Origin of the sequence: Martinezella tropici (assembly GCF_003287875.1) — a bacterium.
Lineage (GTDB): Bacteria > Pseudomonadota > Alphaproteobacteria > Rhizobiales > Rhizobiaceae > Rhizobium > Rhizobium tropici_C.
In genome coordinates this window covers 79,640-97,095 of record NZ_QMKK01000027.1, presented here as the reverse complement: position 1 = coordinate 97,095, position 17,456 = coordinate 79,640, and the positions used below count along the sequence as shown (strand labels likewise).

At 61.6% G+C, this 17,456-nt stretch carries 18 protein-coding genes and 1 tRNA gene; 10 read left to right on the top strand and 9 right to left on the bottom strand.

Annotated features, from left to right (window positions below; translation table 11 throughout):
- Window positions 1-10 precede the first annotated feature (10 nt).
- The 3 genes from DQ393_RS11255 to DQ393_RS11245 form a co-directional block, all read right to left on the bottom strand.
- Window positions 11-1,114, bottom strand: a complete 1,104-nt coding sequence (locus DQ393_RS11255) for an ABC transporter permease (protein WP_112341861.1) — start codon at window positions 1,112-1,114, stop codon at window positions 11-13.
- 7 nt (window positions 1,115-1,121) lie between these two features.
- Window positions 1,122-2,633, bottom strand: coding sequence for an ABC transporter ATP-binding protein (locus DQ393_RS11250; protein ID WP_112341860.1), 1,512 nt, complete (start codon window positions 2,631-2,633; stop codon window positions 1,122-1,124).
- Window positions 2,634-2,713: 80 nt separating this feature from the next.
- Window positions 2,714-3,709, bottom strand: a complete 996-nt coding sequence (locus tag DQ393_RS11245; protein ID WP_112341859.1) for a BMP family lipoprotein — start codon at window positions 3,707-3,709, stop codon at window positions 2,714-2,716.
- A gap of 59 nt (window positions 3,710-3,768) precedes the next feature.
- On the opposite strand from DQ393_RS11245, the gene DQ393_RS33190 reads away from it, so the two are divergent.
- Window positions 3,769-4,047 (top strand): hypothetical protein, encoded by a 279-nt coding sequence (locus tag DQ393_RS33190; protein WP_146758974.1) that lies wholly within the window; start codon window positions 3,769-3,771, stop codon window positions 4,045-4,047.
- A gap of 33 nt (window positions 4,048-4,080) precedes the next feature.
- On the opposite strand, the gene DQ393_RS11240 is transcribed toward DQ393_RS33190, so the two are convergent.
- Window positions 4,081-4,398, bottom strand: a complete 318-nt coding sequence (locus tag DQ393_RS11240; RefSeq protein WP_112341858.1) for a hypothetical protein — start codon at window positions 4,396-4,398, stop codon at window positions 4,081-4,083.
- Between the two features lie 234 nt (window positions 4,399-4,632).
- Between DQ393_RS11240 and DQ393_RS11235 the strand changes: the two genes are divergently transcribed.
- Window positions 4,633-4,722: transfer RNA gene (locus tag DQ393_RS11235), tRNA-Ser, on the top strand.
- A gap of 120 nt (window positions 4,723-4,842) precedes the next feature.
- Here the strand turns inward: DQ393_RS11235 and DQ393_RS11230 are convergent.
- Window positions 4,843-6,375 carry an FAD-dependent monooxygenase gene (locus tag DQ393_RS11230; protein ID WP_112341857.1) on the bottom strand — a complete coding sequence of 511 codons (1,533 nt, stop codon included), beginning with the start codon at window positions 6,373-6,375 and terminating at the stop codon, window positions 4,843-4,845.
- A 219-nt stretch (window positions 6,376-6,594) separates the two neighbouring features.
- Here DQ393_RS11230 and DQ393_RS11225 point away from each other — a divergent pair, with 219 nt between their 5' ends.
- Window positions 6,595-7,221, top strand: a complete 627-nt coding sequence (locus DQ393_RS11225; RefSeq protein WP_112341856.1) for a TetR/AcrR family transcriptional regulator — start codon at window positions 6,595-6,597, stop codon at window positions 7,219-7,221.
- 124 nt (window positions 7,222-7,345) lie between these two features.
- Here DQ393_RS11225 and DQ393_RS11220 read toward each other — a convergent pair whose 3' ends face one another.
- On the bottom strand, window positions 7,346-8,242 hold the full coding sequence (locus DQ393_RS11220) for an SDR family oxidoreductase (protein ID WP_112341855.1): 897 nt from the start codon (window positions 8,240-8,242) through the stop codon (window positions 7,346-7,348).
- Between the two features lie 93 nt (window positions 8,243-8,335).
- Here DQ393_RS11220 and DQ393_RS11215 point away from each other — a divergent pair, with 93 nt between their 5' ends.
- Window positions 8,336-9,169: a helix-turn-helix transcriptional regulator gene (locus tag DQ393_RS11215; protein WP_112341854.1), complete on the top strand. Its 834-nt coding sequence runs from the start codon at window positions 8,336-8,338 to the stop codon at window positions 9,167-9,169.
- Window positions 9,170-9,216: 47 nt separating this feature from the next.
- Here DQ393_RS11215 and DQ393_RS11210 read toward each other — a convergent pair whose 3' ends face one another.
- Window positions 9,217-10,530 (bottom strand): MFS transporter, encoded by a 1,314-nt coding sequence (locus DQ393_RS11210; protein ID WP_112341853.1) that lies wholly within the window; start codon window positions 10,528-10,530, stop codon window positions 9,217-9,219.
- A gap of 109 nt (window positions 10,531-10,639) precedes the next feature.
- Here DQ393_RS11210 and DQ393_RS11205 point away from each other — a divergent pair, with 109 nt between their 5' ends.
- Window positions 10,640-11,092 carry a winged helix-turn-helix transcriptional regulator gene (locus DQ393_RS11205; protein WP_112341852.1) on the top strand — a complete coding sequence of 151 codons (453 nt, stop codon included), beginning with the start codon at window positions 10,640-10,642 and terminating at the stop codon, window positions 11,090-11,092.
- A gap of 130 nt (window positions 11,093-11,222) precedes the next feature.
- Here DQ393_RS11205 and DQ393_RS11195 read toward each other — a convergent pair whose 3' ends face one another.
- Window positions 11,223-11,972: a sulfite exporter TauE/SafE family protein gene (locus tag DQ393_RS11195; protein ID WP_112341851.1), complete on the bottom strand. Its 750-nt coding sequence runs from the start codon at window positions 11,970-11,972 to the stop codon at window positions 11,223-11,225.
- A 98-nt stretch (window positions 11,973-12,070) separates the two neighbouring features.
- On the opposite strand from DQ393_RS11195, the gene DQ393_RS11190 reads away from it, so the two are divergent.
- The 4 genes from DQ393_RS11190 to DQ393_RS11175 all read left to right on the top strand — a co-directional run bounded on the left by DQ393_RS11190 (window position 12,071) and on the right by DQ393_RS11175 (window position 15,825).
- Window positions 12,071-12,952, top strand: coding sequence for a LysR family transcriptional regulator (locus DQ393_RS11190; protein ID WP_112341850.1), 882 nt, complete (start codon window positions 12,071-12,073; stop codon window positions 12,950-12,952).
- Window positions 12,953-13,036: 84 nt separating this feature from the next.
- Window positions 13,037-13,843, top strand: a complete 807-nt coding sequence (locus DQ393_RS11185; protein WP_112341849.1) for an alpha/beta fold hydrolase — start codon at window positions 13,037-13,039, stop codon at window positions 13,841-13,843.
- 135 nt (window positions 13,844-13,978) lie between these two features.
- Complete coding sequence (locus DQ393_RS11180) at window positions 13,979-15,100, top strand: alkene reductase (protein WP_112341848.1); 1,122 nt, start codon at window positions 13,979-13,981, stop codon at window positions 15,098-15,100.
- On the top strand, window positions 15,097-15,825 hold the full coding sequence (locus tag DQ393_RS11175; RefSeq protein ID WP_112341847.1) for an SDR family NAD(P)-dependent oxidoreductase: 729 nt from the start codon (window positions 15,097-15,099) through the stop codon (window positions 15,823-15,825). The genes DQ393_RS11180 and DQ393_RS11175 overlap by 4 nt, the downstream gene beginning before the upstream one ends.
- 40 nt (window positions 15,826-15,865) lie before the next feature.
- Here DQ393_RS11175 and DQ393_RS11170 read toward each other — a convergent pair whose 3' ends face one another.
- The gene (locus DQ393_RS11170) at window positions 15,866-16,168 is read right to left on the bottom strand and encodes a hypothetical protein (RefSeq protein ID WP_245430311.1); all 303 of its coding nucleotides are present in this window, start codon (window positions 16,166-16,168) and stop codon (window positions 15,866-15,868) included.
- Between the two features lie 137 nt (window positions 16,169-16,305).
- Here DQ393_RS11170 and DQ393_RS11165 point away from each other — a divergent pair, with 137 nt between their 5' ends.
- The gene (locus DQ393_RS11165; RefSeq protein WP_112341846.1) at window positions 16,306-17,364 is read left to right on the top strand and encodes a LacI family DNA-binding transcriptional regulator; all 1,059 of its coding nucleotides are present in this window, start codon (window positions 16,306-16,308) and stop codon (window positions 17,362-17,364) included.
- Window positions 17,365-17,456 lie beyond the last annotated feature (92 nt).

Below are 17,456 nucleotides of genomic sequence, written 5' to 3'. Positions count from 1 at the left end.
GGTCTGATCCTCACGCCCTGGCGAATGTCTGGTAGATGCGCACGAGTGCCGGCCGGAACATATATTCAAGCGCACCGGCAAACAGGATGACGAGGCCCTGGATCACCACGATCATGTCGCGCGTGATGTTCGGCATATCGAAGGACAGCGCATCGCCACCCTGATAGAGAATGCCGAACAGGATTGCCGCCAGGATGATGCCGAGCGGATGGTTGCGTCCCATCAGCGATACGGCGATGCCGACGAAGCCAGCACCGAGCACGAACTCCACCTGCAGGCGCGCGGACGCGCCCATGACCGGATTGAGCGCCATCATGCCGGCGAGGCCGCCCGAAATCAGCATGGCGATGATGACGGTGCGGGCATAGGGAATGCCGGCATAAACCGCGGCTGTCGGGCTCAAGCCCAGCGTGCGCATCTCATAGCCGAGCTTGGTGCGCCAGACGAGCACCCAGACGAGGAAGCACATGACCAGCGCGATCAGGAAGGACACGTTGAGCGGAGCGGCACCGATGGTCGAGCCGAAAACGTCCATCAGCCAATCGAGCTTGGGCAACTGACCGCCCGCCAGGAAGGTGCGGGTTTCAGGCGCCATCTTGCCCGGCACGATCAGCACATGCACCAGCAGAAAATTCATCATCGCCGACGCGATGAAGTTGAACATGATTGTCGTGATGACGACGTGGCTGCCGCGCTTGGCCTGCAGCCAGGCCGGGATGAAGGCCCAGAGAGCCCCGAAGATCGCCGCACCGATGACCGCGAACGGCATCGTCACGTACCAGGGCACATAGTTGTCGAGCGCCAGCGCCACGAGAGCACAGCCGAGACCGCCGACATAGGCCTGGCCTTCCGAGCCGATATTGAACAGACCGGCATGAATGGCAACGGCGACCGAAAGGCCGGTGAAGATGAAGCTCGTGGCATAATAGAGGGTGAAGCCGATGCCTTCGCCGCTGCCGAGCGCACCCTGCAGGAGCAGGACAAGCGCATCGAGCGGGCTCTCGCCGATGAACCAGACGACAAGGCCCGAGATCAGGAAAGCGACGATCAGGTTGAGAAGGGGGATCAGGCCGTAGGTAATCCAATTGGGGAGCGGAACGGAAGCCGTGCTCATATGCGCCTCACGCGGCAATGCCGGCCATCATCAGGCCGAGTGTTTGTTCACCGGCTTCAGCCGACTTCTCACCGACGATATGGCCGGCGAACATGACGAGGATACGGTCCGAAAGCGCGCGGATCTCATCCAGCTCCACCGATACCAGCAGGATCGCCTTGCCGGCATCGCGCATCTCGATGATGCGGCGATGGATGAATTCGATGGCGCCGATATCGACGCCGCGCGTCGGCTGGCCGATCAGCAGCGCCTTCGGATCGCGCTCGATCTCGCGGGCGACGACGATCTTCTGCTGGTTGCCGCCGGAGAAATTGGCGGTCTTCAGCCGCGCGTTTGGCGGGCGGATATCGTATTTCTCGATCTTTTCGATCGCATCCTTGCGCATGGCATCGAGATCGAGCATGCCACCGCGCCCGTATTTGCTGTCGCGGTGATAGCCGAGCATCGAGTTCTCATATTCCTCGAACTTGAGGACGAGGCCCATGTGATGGCGATCTTCCGGAATATGGGCAAGGCCCAGGTCGCGCAGTGCAGCAGGATCGGCATTGCCGATCGGCTTGCCGTGCAGAAGGATCTCGCCCGAGGCCGGCTTGCGGATACCGGCGATGGCCTCCAGCAATTCCGACTGGCCGTTGCCGGCGACGCCGGCAATGCCGACGATCTCGCCGGCGCGGACATCGAAGGAAACATTGTCGACCATGGTGACGCCGCGGCCGTCCTTGACGGTGAGATTGCGCACCGAGAGCAGGATTTCGCCGGGATTGGGAGCGCCCTTTTCGACGCGCAGCAACACGCGGCGGCCGACCATCAGCTCGGCCAGTTCCTCGACGGTGGTTTCCGCCGTCTTGCGGGTCGCGACCATCTCGCCGCGGCGCATGACCGACACCGTATCGGTGATCGCCATGATTTCGCGCAGCTTATGGGTGATCAGGATGATCGTCTTGCCCTGGTCGCGCAGGACCCGGAGAATTCGAAACAGATTGTCGGCTTCGGCAGGTGTCAGAACGCCGGTGGGTTCATCGAGGATGAGGATCTCGGCACCGCGATACATTGCTTTCAGGATTTCGACGCGCTGCTGCTGGCCGACGGGTAGCTCTTCGATGAGTGCGTCCGGATCGACCTCGAGGCCGTAATCCTTCTCCAGCCGATTGAGTTCGGCGCGCGCGGAGGCGACGCCCTTGGCAAGCAATGCACCGCCTTCGGCGCCCAGCATGACGTTTTCGAGGACGGTGAAATTATCGACCAGCATGAAGTGCTGGTGCACCATGCCGATGCCGGCCGATATCGCCGTCTGGCTGTCGCGGATCGAGATCGGCGTGCCGTTGACGCGGATCTCGCCGGCGTCGGCATGATAAAAACCGTAGATGATCGACATGAGAGTCGATTTCCCTGCTCCGTTTTCGCCGATGATCCCGTGGATCGAGCCTTTGGCGACGGTCAGGTTGATATCTTTGTTTGCGTGAACGGCACCGAACTTTTTGTCGATGCCCACGAGTTCGATGGCGGGTGATTGGCTCACTATAGGGGGCTCCAGAAACCGGATTCCGGATAAGAAAAGGGCGTATGACGGTTTGCTACGTCATACGCCCTTGTTTCATATCAGCTCTTCGGGCAGGCGTTGTCGGTCGTGTAGTCGTGGACCTTGACGGTACCAGCAACGATATCAGCCTTTGCCTTGTCGACGGCAGCCTTGATTTCCGGGGTGACGAGCGGCTTGTTGTTGTCATCCATGGCAACGCCCACGCCATCTTCCTTCAGGCCAAGCTCCTGGGTGCCGGGCGTGAACTTGCCGTTCTTGGCATCGCTGAAGGCATTGTAGACTGCGAGGTCGACGCGCTTGACGACGGAGGTCAGAACGGAGCCCGGATGCAGGTAGTTCTGGTTGCTGTCGACGCCGATCGAGAGCTTCTTGTTGTCGGCAGCCGTCTGCAGCACGCCGAGACCGGTAGCGCCGGCAGCAGCGTAAACGACGTCAGCGCCCTGGTCGATCTGGTTCTTGGTGAGTTCGCCGCCGCGAACCGGATCATTCCAGGCCGCACCCGTGGTGCCGGTCATGTTCTGGAAGACTTCGATCTTCGCATTGGTGGCGCGGGCACCCAGCTCATAGCCGCATTCGAACTTGCGGATCAGCGGGATATCCATGCCGCCGACAAAGCCGACCTTGCCGGTCTTCGAAGCCATGGCGGCCATGACACCAGCGAGATAGGAGCCTTCGTTTTCTTTGAACTTGACCGAGCGGACGTTCGGCAGGTCGAGGCTGTCGTCGATCAGGACGAATTGGGTCTTCGGATATTCGGCAGCAACCTTCTGAAGCGCCGAGGTCCAGGCGAAGGAGACGGCGATGACCGGATTGAAGCCCTTGCTGGCGAAGTTGCGCAGTGCCTGTTCGCCCTGGGTGTCACCCGTCGGCTCGAAGTCGCGATAAGCGATACCGGTTTCCTTCTTGAACTTTTCGGCGCCGTTATAGGCAGCCTCATTGAAGGACTTGTCGAACTTGCCGCCGGTTCCATAGACGATTGCCGGCTTGATATCGGCCGCAAGCGCCGTTGCCGACATGGCAGCCAGTGCGAAAAGGGTCAAAAGGGATTTTTTCATGAGTTGCAGCCCTATTGTTTCTATCTTGTTGGGTCCTCCCGCAAGCCCGTTGACCGGGCATGTCTGCGGAACTGCCGGCCTCCCCCGAGGCCAAGCTGGCGCGCATCCTTGCATGGCTGCACGAAAAATTCACGAGAAATTTTTCAGTTGGTAAAGATTTGTGGGAATTGGTGAAATCCCATCCAAACGACCCGTTTTTTAAACAATTTCAGCATGAAACTGCAATTTTATTGATCAGAAGGATGGCAATCCGGCGCTGCGCAATCGCGAACTTTGCCCCTTGCGACGATGCTATCAGCCCGTTGCCGAACACCCTCCGACAATGCCGAACTCCCTGAATGGCACAGGCCGAAGACCGCCTCTCGATCCCCTCATGCGCTGAAGCGGCCGGCGGCCGGCCGGCGCTTGTAGGCGACCATCCACAGCAGCAGCGAGAGGACCAGGAAGACGGCAAAAGCCGGCTGAAACAGCAGCCATTGCATCGCCATGTCGTAGAAGCGGGGATGGAGGTAATAGGCAATTGCCGAGCGAACGCTTGCCAGCGACGAAGGGCTGACATCGTTCCATGCGTCGCCCATCGGGGTCAGCACGACGGTGGAAGCAGCAACGGATTGAATGGAATCGATGGTGCCGGCGATGACCGCCACCACAAGCGCAACAAGGCTGGCAAAACGCAACAGGAAACGCATGAACCTCCTCCGGATACTCAACTACGCCCAGCCTTTTCAGACCAGCCAGTCTTACGCCGCCTCATCTCTTTCTTAGATAAGTTGACCGCGAAATAAGCGCAATGGGGATGAGATGCAGAGTTTTGCGCCGACAAGTCAAAAATCTGTCAGATTCGGGTTGATTGCCAGGAATTCATCGGTATATATCGCGGCCGTTCCGACGATTTGCTTCCTGACCGGGTGCGAAACGCCAAAGGACAGGTGGCCGAGTGGTTTAAGGCGCACGCCTGGAACGCGTGTGTACGTGAAAGCGTACCGAGGGTTCGAATCCCTCCCTGTCCGCCATTTTCCTTGTGTCCATGCCGAAGACATAAGTCGCAGTCTGTCCCCAAGACATAAACGTGAGGCTGCAACCTCTGGCCGCCGCACAGCCTTGTCTTATGCTTCAATCAGACACCGTTCTCCTCAGACAGATGCAGGCTCCTTGCCGGGTTCGCCGAACCATTGCGATGCCGCCCGGGCGACGTCTTCTGGATTGGGAGCAGTTTCGCCAGCCCAGGCGACGACGCCGTCAGGCCGTGTGAACAGGGCGCTCAAGCCGCGCCGATCCTTGGCGTCGCTGGCGACATAGGTGATCCGGTCTGCCCAGCGGCTTGCCAGCGCCTCGAACGGTGCGCAGGCATCGAAATCCAGCAGCAGGCCCCTACCCGCTCTCAGGAGATCGCCGAGCCTTCTGCCGTCGACCAATTCGAAATCAGGAGCGCTGCGGCCGACGAGCGGGTGGCTCCCGCCAAGATCATAGCGGAGGGAAACGCCCCAGACACGCTCAGCGAAATAGGCGGCGCCGTCGCGCGTATCGATGAGATCGCGGATGATGGCTTCAAGCGCGCGCGAACTCCGGCTTGGCCGCATGAGCCCGACCTGCGCGCGCGACCAGTCGAGCACTTGGGCTCCGATGGGATGCCGCTCGCTCGAATAGGTATCGAGCAGGCCGTCTGGCGCTTCGCCGCGGATGGTCGCGGCAAGCTTCCATCCCAGATTCATCGCATCGCCGAGCCCGAGGTTGAGGCCCTGACCGCCCAGAGGGGAATGGATGTGTGCGGCATCGCCGGCGAGCAGGATTCGCCCTTTACGGTAAGCCGTCGCCTGGTAGGCGCGGTCCGTCCAAGTGGTGGCAAGCTTGAGCGCCGTTAAAGTGGCGTCGGTGACGGAGATGCGGCGCAGCACCTTCTGCACATGCTCAAGCGTAATCGGCTGGGTCCGGTGGAAGGCACCGCCGTCGAAGTCGACCATCGTGATCGTCCCGGGCGGCGTATAGGTGTACATGCCCGTCGCGGTGTAATGGCGGCCGGGACGAAGCTTGTCAGGGTCCGCCATCTCGATCTCGGCGGAATAGCCTGTGAATTCGGGATCGGTGCCGACGAATTCGAAGCCGCCGGCCTTGCGGACGGTGCTGCGGCCGCCGTCGCAGCCGACGAGCCAGGATCCGCGAAAGGTCTCGCCGCCGGCTCGGACAGTGACGTCCTCGTCCGACTGATCGAATTCCTCGACGCCGAAGCCGCGCCTGATCTCGACCCCCATCGCTTCCGCGCGAGCGGCCAGGACGGTTTCGAGGCTTTCCATCTCGACCATCATGCTGGTGCCGGCCGGGCTTGGCAGGCGATAGGGCCACTTCGAGGTATCGATATTATCATGGAAGAACTGGATGCCGGCGAAATGGCCGCCTGGGCGGCGCGACTGATGCATCCAGTGCGCGGCAGACGGAGCGCTATCCTTAGCAGGCTTGGGCGCAGTGAGTTCATCCAGCAGTCCGCGACGGTAAAAGGCTTCGATGGTGGGGGCGGAAAGGCCGCGCATGCCGAAGGGAAGGCGCTTCAAGGGCGAGCGCGGATCCTCGGCCTGCTCCAGCACCAATACGGAGAGACCGGCGAGACGCAGCTCGCAGGCGAGAAACAAGCCGACGGGTCCACCGCCGGCAATCAGAACATCATAAATCAAGGCAGAACTCCTCAAGCGAACGGCGCTGCAAGGGCGTCAGACATTCCGGCTTCGAGCAGTCTCAGCCGGCGCGAGTTGCTGGAAAATGCCCACCCCATTCGGGCAGGCGACGTTCCGGTCACAGGAACGGCGATAAAACCCGTGCCGATTTCATGAATTTCGTCATCGCAGTGCAAGTTTTACACTCGGTATAAATTTACTTATGGTATAACTATCTTCATGTCAAACCGAATCAAACTCCGGGACCGCAAGAAGGAGATGACGCGTCAGGCGATCTCCAACGTCGCAACGCGCCTGTTCGTCGAACGTGGCTTCGACAAGGTTTCCGTCACCGACATCGCTGACGAAGCGGAAGTCGCCAGGAAGACGGTGTTCAACTACTTCCGCCGCAAGGAGGATCTCGTCTTCGATCGCGAGGATGAAGTGCGGGAACTGGTGCAGAAGGCGATTGCCGATCGCGGCCGCATACCACCAGTCCGCGCCTTCCAGGCGCTGATGCGTGAACTGGTGGAAGCACAGCATCCCCTGTTCAGGATTACAGAACGGCCCATCCAGTTCTGGCGCATGGTCGCAGAGAGCCCGACACTGATGGCGCATGCGCGCGGGCTGCAGGTGACGCTTGCCGACGATCTCTCGAGAATTCTATCCGATGCGGTGGGGCGGCCGCGCTCCGATGCGGATGCACATCTCGCGGGCGCAATGCTGATGGCGACGCTGGTGGCCGCCTATGGCGAGGCACTGCGTGTCTTTCGCGAGAACAGAAAGCCCGAAGCCGCCCTGCTAGACATTATGGATCGCGGCTTTATCGGCATCAACGCCGCGCTTGCCGGGACGCCCTATATCTGACCCTGGAAATTTCCGGTCGCAGTCTGAAATCGACGAAAACCCGGCTGAAGGATCGGCCGGGTTTTCGAATGCGTGGTCCGTCAGGCCACCGGCCATCTTCAGATCGTGGCGGACAGCACCAACGTCACGCCGCGGAAACCTGCAGCTCGGCAAGATCCTGAAGCAGCGTCGGGCCGTTGGGTTCCCAACCCAGTTTCTGTCGGGTCTTGGCGCTGGAGGCCGGCATGTCGTACGTGGTGAACATGGAGAGCCAGCCGAAATAGTCCTGCGCCTCCGCCTTGTCGATGGATTTGACCGGCAGGTTCAGGCGCCGGCCGATCGTCTCGGCGATATCGCGCATCGGCACGCCTTCCTCGGCAACCGCATGATATCTGGCATTCGGTTCGGCGCGTTCGACGACGAGGCGATAAAGGCGAGCGACATCGGAAAAATGGGCGGCGGGCCAGCGATTGAGCCCGTCTCCGACATAGGCGCAGGCGCCCTTTTGCCTGAATATTTCGATCAGGGGAGTAATGAGCCCCTGGCTGACCGGATCATGCACCTGCGGCAGCCGCACGAACGAGACATTGACGCCGATTTCGCTGGCCAATATCCCCGCCTCCTCGGTGGCGGCACGCGGATGCCTGTCGGAGTGGACGATCGGATTGTCTTCCTTGGCGGGCTCGCCCGGCACCGTGTTGGCGATCGGCGTGCCTGATGTAATGACCAGCGGCCGGGCCGAGCGGGCGAGCGCCGAGGCAAGCGTTGCGATGACGCGCCGGTCATCTTCGCAATTCTGCGCGAATCTCGAGAAGTCGTGGTTGAAGGCAAGATGGATGACGCCATCCGATTGCGAAGCGCCGCGTTTCAGGATTTCCGCATCCTCGATCGTGCCGTGAAGAACTTCCGCGCCGGCGGCGGCAAGCGCTACGGCCTTTTCCTGGGAACGTGAAAGGCCAAGCACCTGATGGCCCGCACCGATCAATTCCCTGACGACATTCGAGCCGACATTTCCAGTCGCGCCGGTAACGAATACACGCATAAGCACTGTCTCCTTTTTTCGTCGGAGACAAATCTGTGCCCATCGTTTATTCTGGTAAAGTAGTGACCTTATCATGGTAAAGACACTAACAGGATGACCGATCTTATCGAAACTGAAAACGTGCTCGGGACCTATTTGAGGGACCGCCGCGCGAAACTCGACCCATCCGCCCTGGGATTTGCCGGCGAACGGCGGCGCACGCCCGGGCTTCGGCGCGAGGAAGTGGCGCAGCGCGCCAATATCAGCCCGACCTGGTACACGTGGCTGGAGCAGGGCCGTGGCGGTGCGCCTTCCGCCGACGTGCTCGACCGGATCGCCCGCGCGCTGATGCTGACGGAAGTGGAGCGCGAGCACCTGTTCCTGCTTGGCCTTGGGCGTCCGCCAGAAGCGCGTTACCGCAAAAATGATGGCGTTACGCCGCGGCTGCAGCGCGTGCTCGATGCGCTGGAGCCGAGCCCCGCTATTATCCGGACCGCCACCTGGGACGTCATCGCCTGGAACCGGGCAGCGCCCGTGATGCTGATCGATTACGGATCGCTGCCGCCGGAAGAACGCAATATTCTGCGCTATATCTTTCTCGATCCGCGTGCGCGCGCCGTGCAATACGATTGGGAAAGCGTCGCCCGTTTCGCCCTGGGCGCATTCCGTGTCGATGCGGCGCGCGCAGGCGCATCGAGTGAGATAGAGCCTTTCGTGGCAGAACTTTGCCGCATCAGCCCGGAATTCAGGGCCATGTGGCGCGAAAATGACGTTCCTGGCACCCATACCGAAGCCGTCAAACATATACGCCATCCCATCCTCGGCCCGCTGGCATTCGAGTATTCGGCCTTTTCGGTCGACGGCCGGACGGATCTCAGCATGATCGTCTACAATCCGGCAACGCCTGGCGATGCCGAGCGGATCAGATCGCTGCTGCCCAAACTCTAGCGCCAAAGTGTGCGGCGCGGGCCTGCCCCGCATTCATCCCCAGCAGGTCATGCCATGGATCTGCGATCGACGCTCTGCGTCGCCACCTCAGGTGTTGCCCGCAAGGTCAGCGCCCAGAAGAGCAGCGTCACAAGGCTTATGACGGCACCCGATATGCAGACGCCGGTCCAGCCTGCATGGGCATAGATGATCGTCGATGTCGAAGAGCCGACGGCGCTACCGATCGAGTAGAAAACCATGTAGGCGGCGGTCAGCCTGTTCTGCGCGTCCGGTCGAACACGATAGATCATGCCCTGATTGGTGACGTGCGTTGCCTGCAGGCCGAAGTCGATGACGAGGACGCCGAATATCAGCCAATAGATCGAGCGATCCAGCATGGAGATCGGCAGCCAGGCAGCGAGCATCAGTGCCAGTGCGATGCCCGTCGTGCGCTGGCCATGGCCGCGGTCGGCCCAGCGCCCTGCCCTGATGGCGCCGAGTGCGCCTGCCGCGCCGGCAAGGCCGAACAGGCCGACTTCGGTGTGGGACAGGAAGTAAGGCGGCGCGGTCAGCGGCAGCACAAGCGGGGCGAGCAGCGTGGTGATATTGGCGAAGATCAGCATGGCGATCACGGCGCGGATGCGCAGGACCGGTTCTTCAATCAGCAGAGTGCCCAGCGAGCCGATGAGACCGACATAGGAGAGGCCGCTTCTCGGCTTCTCCTGTCGCGGCAGCGCGCGCCAAAGAAGAAGCGCTATCACCGTCGTCAGCACGGCCGAGACGATGTAGACGGTCCGCCAACCGGAGAGATCAGTCAGCGTTCCCGCAGCGCTGCGCGCCAGCAGGATGCCGAGGACGATGCCGCTCGTGACCATGCCGACGGTATGGCCTCGCTTGGCGGGGTGCGCAAGGCTCGCCGCATAGGCAACCAGCGCCTGTGTGACCACGGCCAGAAAGCCGACCGCAGCCATGGAAGCGAGCAGCATCGCGGCACTGGAGGAGAAGCCGACGCAGAGGAGCGCCGCAACGCTCAGCAGCGATTGCACGATGATGAGCTTGCGCCGGTCGACGAGATCGCCGAGCGGCACTAGCAGGATCAGGCCGAGGCCATAGCCGAGTTGCGTCGCACCGACGATGAGGCCGGCAACGGTGCGCGACAGCTTGAGATCATCGGCCATGACATCGAGAAGCGGATGGGCGAAATAGGCATTGGCCACAGCGAGGCCGCTCGCGACGGCAAAGAGGAAAATCGTTGCCCGTGTCAGCTGCGAATTGGCCTCTCCCGAGTATTCGGCGCCCTCAAACGAACCTTCTCGTGAGGAATGAGGGCGCAGAATGTCCTTCGCGCTGCCGACCGGCGGCGCGTCCTGATCGATCGTCATTGCAAAACTCCCGATTTTTCGGTTTAATAATGAAACCAAAAATCGAGTAACATTGTTGGTTTAATCATGCAACTATTTATGCTGACAAAAGACCGGAAAGACTAGGGCGATGGTCGCGCGGAAAAGCCTGAAGGGTGATTATTGCCCGAGCGCACGGTCGCTCGACGTGATCGGCGACTGGTGGTCGCTCCTGATCGTGCGCGACGCCTTCGACGGGCTGACGCGCTTTGGCGAGTTTCAAAAGAGCCTCGGCATTGCCAAGAATATTTTGACCGAGCGACTGCGGACGCTTGTCGCAAGCGGCATTCTGGAGCTTGTACCGACAAGCGAAGGCGGTACGCGCATGGAATACCGGCTGACGGCGATGGGAAAGGATCTCTTCCCGGTCATGGTGGCGCTGCGGAAGTTCGGCGAGCGCCATCTCTTCGCGCCGGCCGAGGAACATTCACTGCTGGTGGATCGCGCAAGCGGACAGCCCGTGCAGCTCGACATCCGGGCGCAGGACGGCAGGCCGATCGGCCCAGATGAAACAATTATCTTGAAGGTGCCGGAAGGGGAATAGACAAGGCAGGGCCGCGGCCAAGCCCTCTCTTTGAAACGAACCTCCTGAGCAGAGGCGCAGATCCCGATCTCGTCGCCGAGCGACCATTCCGTTGCCCGCGAGGCCAAAGCCGCAGGCGAGCAAGACTGCCTCAGAAAGAGGCTTTGACGAGCATCTCGGCGCCGAGCGCGAGGAGACAGATCAGGAACCAGCGGCGGAACGTGGCCGGGCTGACGCGATTGCGGATGATCTGGCCGAACCACATGCCGGCGAGCGCCGGGATGATCGCAAGGGCAGATAGCGCGAGATTGTCGACGCGAAATGCGCCATGCCAGGCGAGTGCGCCGGCAAGCGCCACCGTGGAGACGGTGAAGGAAAGGCCGAGCGCCTGAACCAGCTCTTCCTTCTCCAGGCCAAGCGCCTGCAGATAGGGCACCGCCGGCACGACGAAGACGCCAGTTGCCCCAGTGAGCAGGCCAGTAACGGCGCCGGCGAGCGGCGATAGCAGCGGCTCGAACCTTGCGGGCACATGCAGTTGACGGGCGAGCAAAGCATGGCCGGCATAGAGGATGAGGGCGATGCCCAGCGCTGCCGCGGTCCTGCGGGTATCGCCGGCGGCCAGCAGATATGAGCCGGCGAAGGTTCCGATGATTATGGCAAGAACCAAGAGAAGGAAACGACGGGCAAGCGCGCCAAAGCTCGGGCCTGCCAGCAGCTGCCAGACATTGGTGACGAAAGAGGGCACGATCAGCAGGCTCGCTGCCATCAGCGGCGAGATCAACGTACCCAAGACGCCCATCGCCACGGTCGGCAGCCCCATGCCGGTGATGCCCTTGACCATGCCGGCCATAAAGAAAGTCGCGAAGATCGCCGCGACGAGCCATATCGAATGATCCATCATGCCCTTTCCCTAACAGACGCGAGGCCGGGCACAATACGGATGATGCGAGGCCAGCCTTCGGCTATTCCGAAGGCTGGATATGCGGTAATCTCCACTCCATGCGCTTCGATCTGACCGACCTTCGCCTTTTCCTCGCCGTCGTCGATGCCGGCAGCATCACGCATGGGGCCACCGATGCCGGTCTTTCGCTGCCGGCCGCCAGCGAGCGTCTGCGCGACATGGAGGTAAGTGGCGGCGTACAGCTTCTGGAGCGTGGGCGGCGCGGCGTGAGCCCGACGCCTGCCGGCGAAGCACTGGCGCATCATGCCCGGCTGATCCAGCGGCAGCTCATGCAGATGCGCGGCGAGCTTGGCGAGCACGCAAGCGGCCTGCGCGCGACAGTCCGGCTTCTCGCCAACACTGCCGCGATTGTCGAATACCTGCCGCCGCGCCTTGCCGGATGGATGGCAAAACACCCACGGACGGATATCGACCTCAAGGAGCGCCAGAGCATCGAGATCGTGCGGGCTGTTTCGGCGGGGCTGGCCGAGATCGGCATCCTGTCGGACGCGGCCGATACCTCCGGCCTGATATTGCGGCCCTTCGCGATCGACCGGTTGGTGGTGGTGATATCCAGCGATCATGCGCTGGCGGCGGCAAAGCAGATCGCTTTTGCAGAAATCCTGCATGAGCATTTCGTCGGGCTCGCAGGCGGAGCGCTGCAGGATCATATCGACGCACAGGCCGCCCGGCTCGGCACCCGGTTGAAAATGCGCGTGCGGATGCGGACATTTGAGGCCATCTGCGACATGGCAGGCCAGGGTATCGGTCTCGGCATCGTGCCCGAAAAGGCGGCAAGGCGCTGCAGCCGATCCGCGAAAATTGCAGCCCTCCGTCTCACGGACCGGTGGGCGACGCGCCGGCTTTCGATCTGCGCTCGCTCCCTCGAAGAGCTTCCGTCGCCGGCCCGCGATCTTTTCGAGCATCTGGCAACGATATGACCGTGGCCTGTTGAAAAGACGCATTGGGATCGACTAGTCTCGCCACGTGGCTGTCGGGGAGAGACGGCGCAATGGGAGATGGGTATGGAATTTCGCGACGACGAGCTTCATCGCTTCGAAGCGGAAGGGGCCGCACCCCTGCCGCATACCGAGGTGGAAGGGCATGTCGATCATGATGGCGCGCATATCTGGTATGCCTCCTACGGCAGCGGAGCTCCGGTGATCCTCCTGCATGGCGGGCTCGGAAACAGCGGCAATTGGGGCTACCAAGTGCCCGCGCTCATCGACGCAGGCCATCAGGTTGTCGTCATCGACAGCCGCGGCCATGGCCGCAGCACGCGCGACGAGCGGCCATACACCTACGAACTCATGGCCTCCGACGTTCTCGCCGTCATGGATAGGCTGAAGATCGACAAGGCGGCCATGGCCGGCTGGAGCGACGGCGCCTGCATCGGCATGGTGCTTGGAAAAACCCATCCGGAACGTGTGTCCGGCGTCTTCTTCTTTGCCTGCAATATGGACCCGAGCGGCACCAAGGAATTCGTGGCGACGCCGATCATCGAACGCTGCTTCTCACGCCATACGAAGGATTACGCAGCCCTTTCCGCTACACCGGACAAGTTCGATGCTTTCATCGAAGCGGTCGGCCTGATGCAGCGGACCGAGCCGAACTACACGGTCAAAGATCTCGCCGAGATCGATGTGCCTGTCGCCATCGTGCACAGCGAGCACGATGAGTTCATCAAGCGCGAACATGCCGATTATCTCGTGCGGCACATTCCCGGCGCAGAGTTGATCCTTCTGCCCGGCGTCAGCCATTTCGCGCCGGTGCAGCGGCCGGCGCAGTTCAATGCCGCCCTGCTCCGCTTTCTTTCCAAACTTCCGGCCTGACAGCAGATTCAGTTGCGCACGTCCGATTGTTCGAATAAATGATGATCATCATCTTATTCGAACTCCCGAGACCGAATCGCCGCTGACAGGCCCTTCCGCCCCGGGGAGCAATTTGGCTCCAGGCAGGAGAATTTTATGACAGCCACTTTGTTTTCGCCGCTTTCCATTGGCCCTTATGAATTTGCACATCGGGTCGTCATGGCGCCGCTGACCCGCATGCGGGCGAGCCAGCCGGGCAATGTACCCTCGGCTTTGAATGCAGAATATTATGCCCAGCGCGCCAGCGAGGGCGGTCTCATCATTTCCGAGGGCTCGCAGATTTCCCGCGCCGGACAGGGCATGCCGGCAACCCCGGGCATCCACACGGCCGAGCAGGTCTCCGGCTGGAAGGCGGTGACCGACGCCGTTCATGGCAAGGGCGGCAAGATCTTCCTGCAGCTCTGGCATGTCGGTCGCATCTCCCATTCTTCTCACCAGCCTGATGGAGCTCCACCGATTGCTCCTTCCGCCATCGCCGCCAAGGGCGAGGCCTTCACGGCCTCCTTCCAGCGCGTGCCCTTCGAGACGCCACAGGCGATCGATATCGACCTGATGCCGCTCCTGATCGACGTCTATGCCGAGGCCGCCGCCAATGCCAAGCGGGCCGGCTTCGACGGCGTCGAAATCCATGGCGCCAACGGCTATCTGATCGAACAGTTCCTGCAGGCCCGCACGAACCGGCGCTCTGACCAATATGGCGGCTCGATCGAGAATCGTACGCGGCTGCTGCTCGAAGTGGTCGAGGCAGTTTCCGAAGTTTGGGGTTCGGATCGCGTCGGGGTCCGCCTCTCGCCCTTCGGCATTGCCAATGACAGCGGCGAGGACGATCCCTTGCGTCTCTACGGCCATGTCATTCGTGAGCTGGACCGGCTGAACCTTGCCTATCTGCATCTGATCGAGCCGCGCGCCAGCGGTGCCGGACAGGCCGAGGTCGACCACAAGAACGTACCGTCGGCCGCGGAATTGTTCAGGCCGGCATGGTCAGGCACGCTGATCGCCGCGGGCAATTTTCGGCCCGACACGGCCGAAGCCATGCTCGCCGCCGGCCATGCCAATGCCATCGCCTTCGGTCGGCTGTTCATCGCCAATCCCGATCTGCCGGAGCGCATCCGGCGCGGTGCACCCCTCAACCCCTATCATCGCCCCACCTTCTACGGCGGCGGCGCTGAGGGCTATACCGACTATCCGACGCTCGATGCCAGGGAGGCCGCTGAATGAGCACGCCAAGCGCAATTATTGTCGGCGTAGGTGCCGAGCAGGGTTTGGGTGCGGCACTCTGCCGGCTTCTCGCAGACAAGGGCTATCACGTCGTCATCGCCGGCCGGACGGCGGCGAAGATCGATGAGGTGGCCGCTACCATCCAGGCGTCCGGCGGCAGTGCCGAGGCGATCGAAACGGACGCGACGGATGAAGCCGCCGTCGTCCGGCTGTTCGATCATGCCTTTACCGCTCGCGACGATATTGCCGCGCCTGACTTCGTCGTCTTCAACGCCGGCATCAACCGCCAGATCGGCTTTCGTAATCTAACAGCCGCTCAGTTCGAGGAATTCTGGCGCATCTGCTGTTTCGGCGGCTTCCTCGTTGGCCGCGAGGCGGCGCGGCATCTGGCGCCGCTCGGCCGCGGCACCGTGATTTTCACCGGCGCCTCCGCCAGCCTGCGCGGCAAGGCCGGCTTTGCGCAATTCGCCGCTGCCAAGGCGGGCCTTCGAATGATCAGCCAGAGCATGGCGCGGGAATTCGGACCACTTGGCCTGCATGTCGCTCACACCATCATCGATGGCGGCATAGACGGCGAGCGGCTGCGCTCGCGCCGGCCGGATGTGGATGCCGATGGGCTGCTGAATATCGACGCCATTGCCGAGAGCTACTGGCACATTCATCGCCAGCATCCTTCGGCCTGGACGCAGGAGCTCGATCTGCGTCCCTACAAGGAAAACTTTTGAGGCCCATCGAAAGGGTGATCGAGTATCGGCCGGCATTGCACTAGCAATTCCGCGACAGGGCCTTGGCGATCGCAAGGAATTTCGGGTCTTCATCACAGGGGCGATGCCGGATCTCGGCATCGCTCTCCGCGTCTGATGTCTCGCTCGGAATGGTGAAGGACCATGCAGACGGCCGTTTCCGGCGGCGGAGAAACCGCGCCAGCCGGCTCAGCACGCTCTGCTTATCAGCCTCACCCTTATGTTCTAAAGGGGGGTCGACGGCATTCGGATTGCGGGGATCACCCCACCGCTCATCATAAAGATCCTTGAAGAGATAATTGGTCAGCATTGGCTTGCCTTTCATTTTGAATCGATTCAATTTGAACATACAGTGCGTTCTTGAATCGGTTCAATCGTACGCTTCAAAACTCTGCTGTCAAGAAGAATTGAACCGATACAACTTCATTGCTAGTATCCGCCAGAAACACAAGGAGGATTTCATTGGCCAAGGGCACCATCAGGCTCGCGGATGTCGCCAAGGCGGCCGGCGTTTCACAAGGAACCGCCTCCAATGTTTTCAGCCGACCCGAAGTGGTGCGTGAAGAGGTGCGCGAGCATGTGCTCGAGACAGCCAAGCGGCTCGGCTATGCCGGGCCGAGCCTGACGGGCCGTCTGCTGCGGGCGGGAAAGGTCAATGCCATCGGCGTCGCCGCGGTCGAGCCGATTGCCTATTTCTTCAACGATCCGTGGGCCAGGGCTCTGCTGGCCGCCGTTTCCAGGGTCTGCGATGCCAGCGGCACGGGCCTCGCGCTGGTTTCGGCCAAGGACCGGCAGACGGTAGACTGGAACATCAAGAGCGCATTGGTGGACGGCTTCATCCTGCTCTGCGTGGAGGGCGGCGAGAAACTGGTGCAGTTGACGCGCGAGCGGCAATTGCCCTTCATCGCTCTCGCTTTGAATGACGAGGATCCCGCCATCCCCTCGATCAGCGTCGATAATGTCGGAGGTGCGGCCGTTGCGGCCCGGCATCTGGCGGAACTCGGCCACAGGCGTTTCGGCGTGCTCGCGACAGAACTCTCGGACGACCATATCGGGCCGGTCGGCATCGCCGAGATCGAACGGGCGATCTATTCCACCTCGCGCAATCGCGCGTTCGGTTATTGGCAGGCCCTTGAAGCGTTCGGCATTCGGCGCGAGGACGTGCCGATCTATGAGACGCTCAACGACAAGCCGAGTGTCGAAGCCGGGCTCGACTACCTGTTTTCTGCACCCGAGCCGCCGACGGCGATCCTTGCCATGTCCGACAACATCGCGCTTCTGGCGATCAACTGGCTGCGGGCGCGAGGCCTCTCAGTGCCGCAAGACGTCTCCGTCATAGGCTTCGATGGCGTGCCGGAAGGCGGCATGGTGGAGCCGGGACTGACGACGATGGCCCAGCCCTTTGCCGAAATCGCGGAACGCGCGGTGCAGGCCGTCCTCCACGATGCCGTACCGGCTGAGCGCGAGATGATCGGCGTCACGCTGATCGTGCGCGGCAGTACAGCGGCTCCGAAATCATGATCGGATCTACAGCGATTTAGCTTTTCACGGAGTCTCTTAGCCGCTCTATCTCTTTGTTTTCACGCAACTCCGGACGCAAAACCGCTTCGCAC

What these genes read in the sequence shown, in the direction of transcription:
- DQ393_RS11255 (WP_112341861.1), bottom strand. Translation starts at nt 1,114, where the DNA reads ATGAGCACGGCTTCCGTTCCGCTCCCCAATTGGATTACCTACGGCCTG.
- DQ393_RS11245 (WP_112341859.1), bottom strand. Translation starts at nt 3,709, where the DNA reads ATGAAAAAATCCCTTTTGACCCTTTTCGCACTGGCTGCCATGTCGGCA.
- DQ393_RS33190 (WP_146758974.1), top strand. Translation starts at nt 3,769, where the DNA reads ATGTCTGCGGAACTGCCGGCCTCCCCCGAGGCCAAGCTGGCGCGCATC.
- DQ393_RS11240 (WP_112341858.1), bottom strand. Translation starts at nt 4,398, where the DNA reads ATGCGTTTCCTGTTGCGTTTTGCCAGCCTTGTTGCGCTTGTGGTGGCG.
- DQ393_RS11225 (WP_112341856.1), top strand. Translation starts at nt 6,595, where the DNA reads ATGTCAAACCGAATCAAACTCCGGGACCGCAAGAAGGAGATGACGCGT.
- DQ393_RS11220 (WP_112341855.1), bottom strand. Translation starts at nt 8,242, where the DNA reads ATGCGTGTATTCGTTACCGGCGCGACTGGAAATGTCGGCTCGAATGTC.
- DQ393_RS11215 (WP_112341854.1), top strand. Translation starts at nt 8,336, where the DNA reads ATGACCGATCTTATCGAAACTGAAAACGTGCTCGGGACCTATTTGAGG.
- DQ393_RS11210 (WP_112341853.1), bottom strand. Translation starts at nt 10,530, where the DNA reads ATGACGATCGATCAGGACGCGCCGCCGGTCGGCAGCGCGAAGGACATT.
- DQ393_RS11205 (WP_112341852.1), top strand. Translation starts at nt 10,640, where the DNA reads ATGGTCGCGCGGAAAAGCCTGAAGGGTGATTATTGCCCGAGCGCACGG.
- DQ393_RS11195 (WP_112341851.1), bottom strand. Translation starts at nt 11,972, where the DNA reads ATGATGGATCATTCGATATGGCTCGTCGCGGCGATCTTCGCGACTTTC.
- DQ393_RS11190 (WP_112341850.1), top strand. Translation starts at nt 12,071, where the DNA reads ATGCGCTTCGATCTGACCGACCTTCGCCTTTTCCTCGCCGTCGTCGAT.
- DQ393_RS11185 (WP_112341849.1), top strand. Translation starts at nt 13,037, where the DNA reads ATGGAATTTCGCGACGACGAGCTTCATCGCTTCGAAGCGGAAGGGGCC.
- DQ393_RS11180 (WP_112341848.1), top strand. Translation starts at nt 13,979, where the DNA reads ATGACAGCCACTTTGTTTTCGCCGCTTTCCATTGGCCCTTATGAATTT.
- DQ393_RS11175 (WP_112341847.1), top strand. Translation starts at nt 15,097, where the DNA reads ATGAGCACGCCAAGCGCAATTATTGTCGGCGTAGGTGCCGAGCAGGGT.
- DQ393_RS11170 (WP_245430311.1), bottom strand. Translation starts at nt 16,168, where the DNA reads ATGAAAGGCAAGCCAATGCTGACCAATTATCTCTTCAAGGATCTTTAT.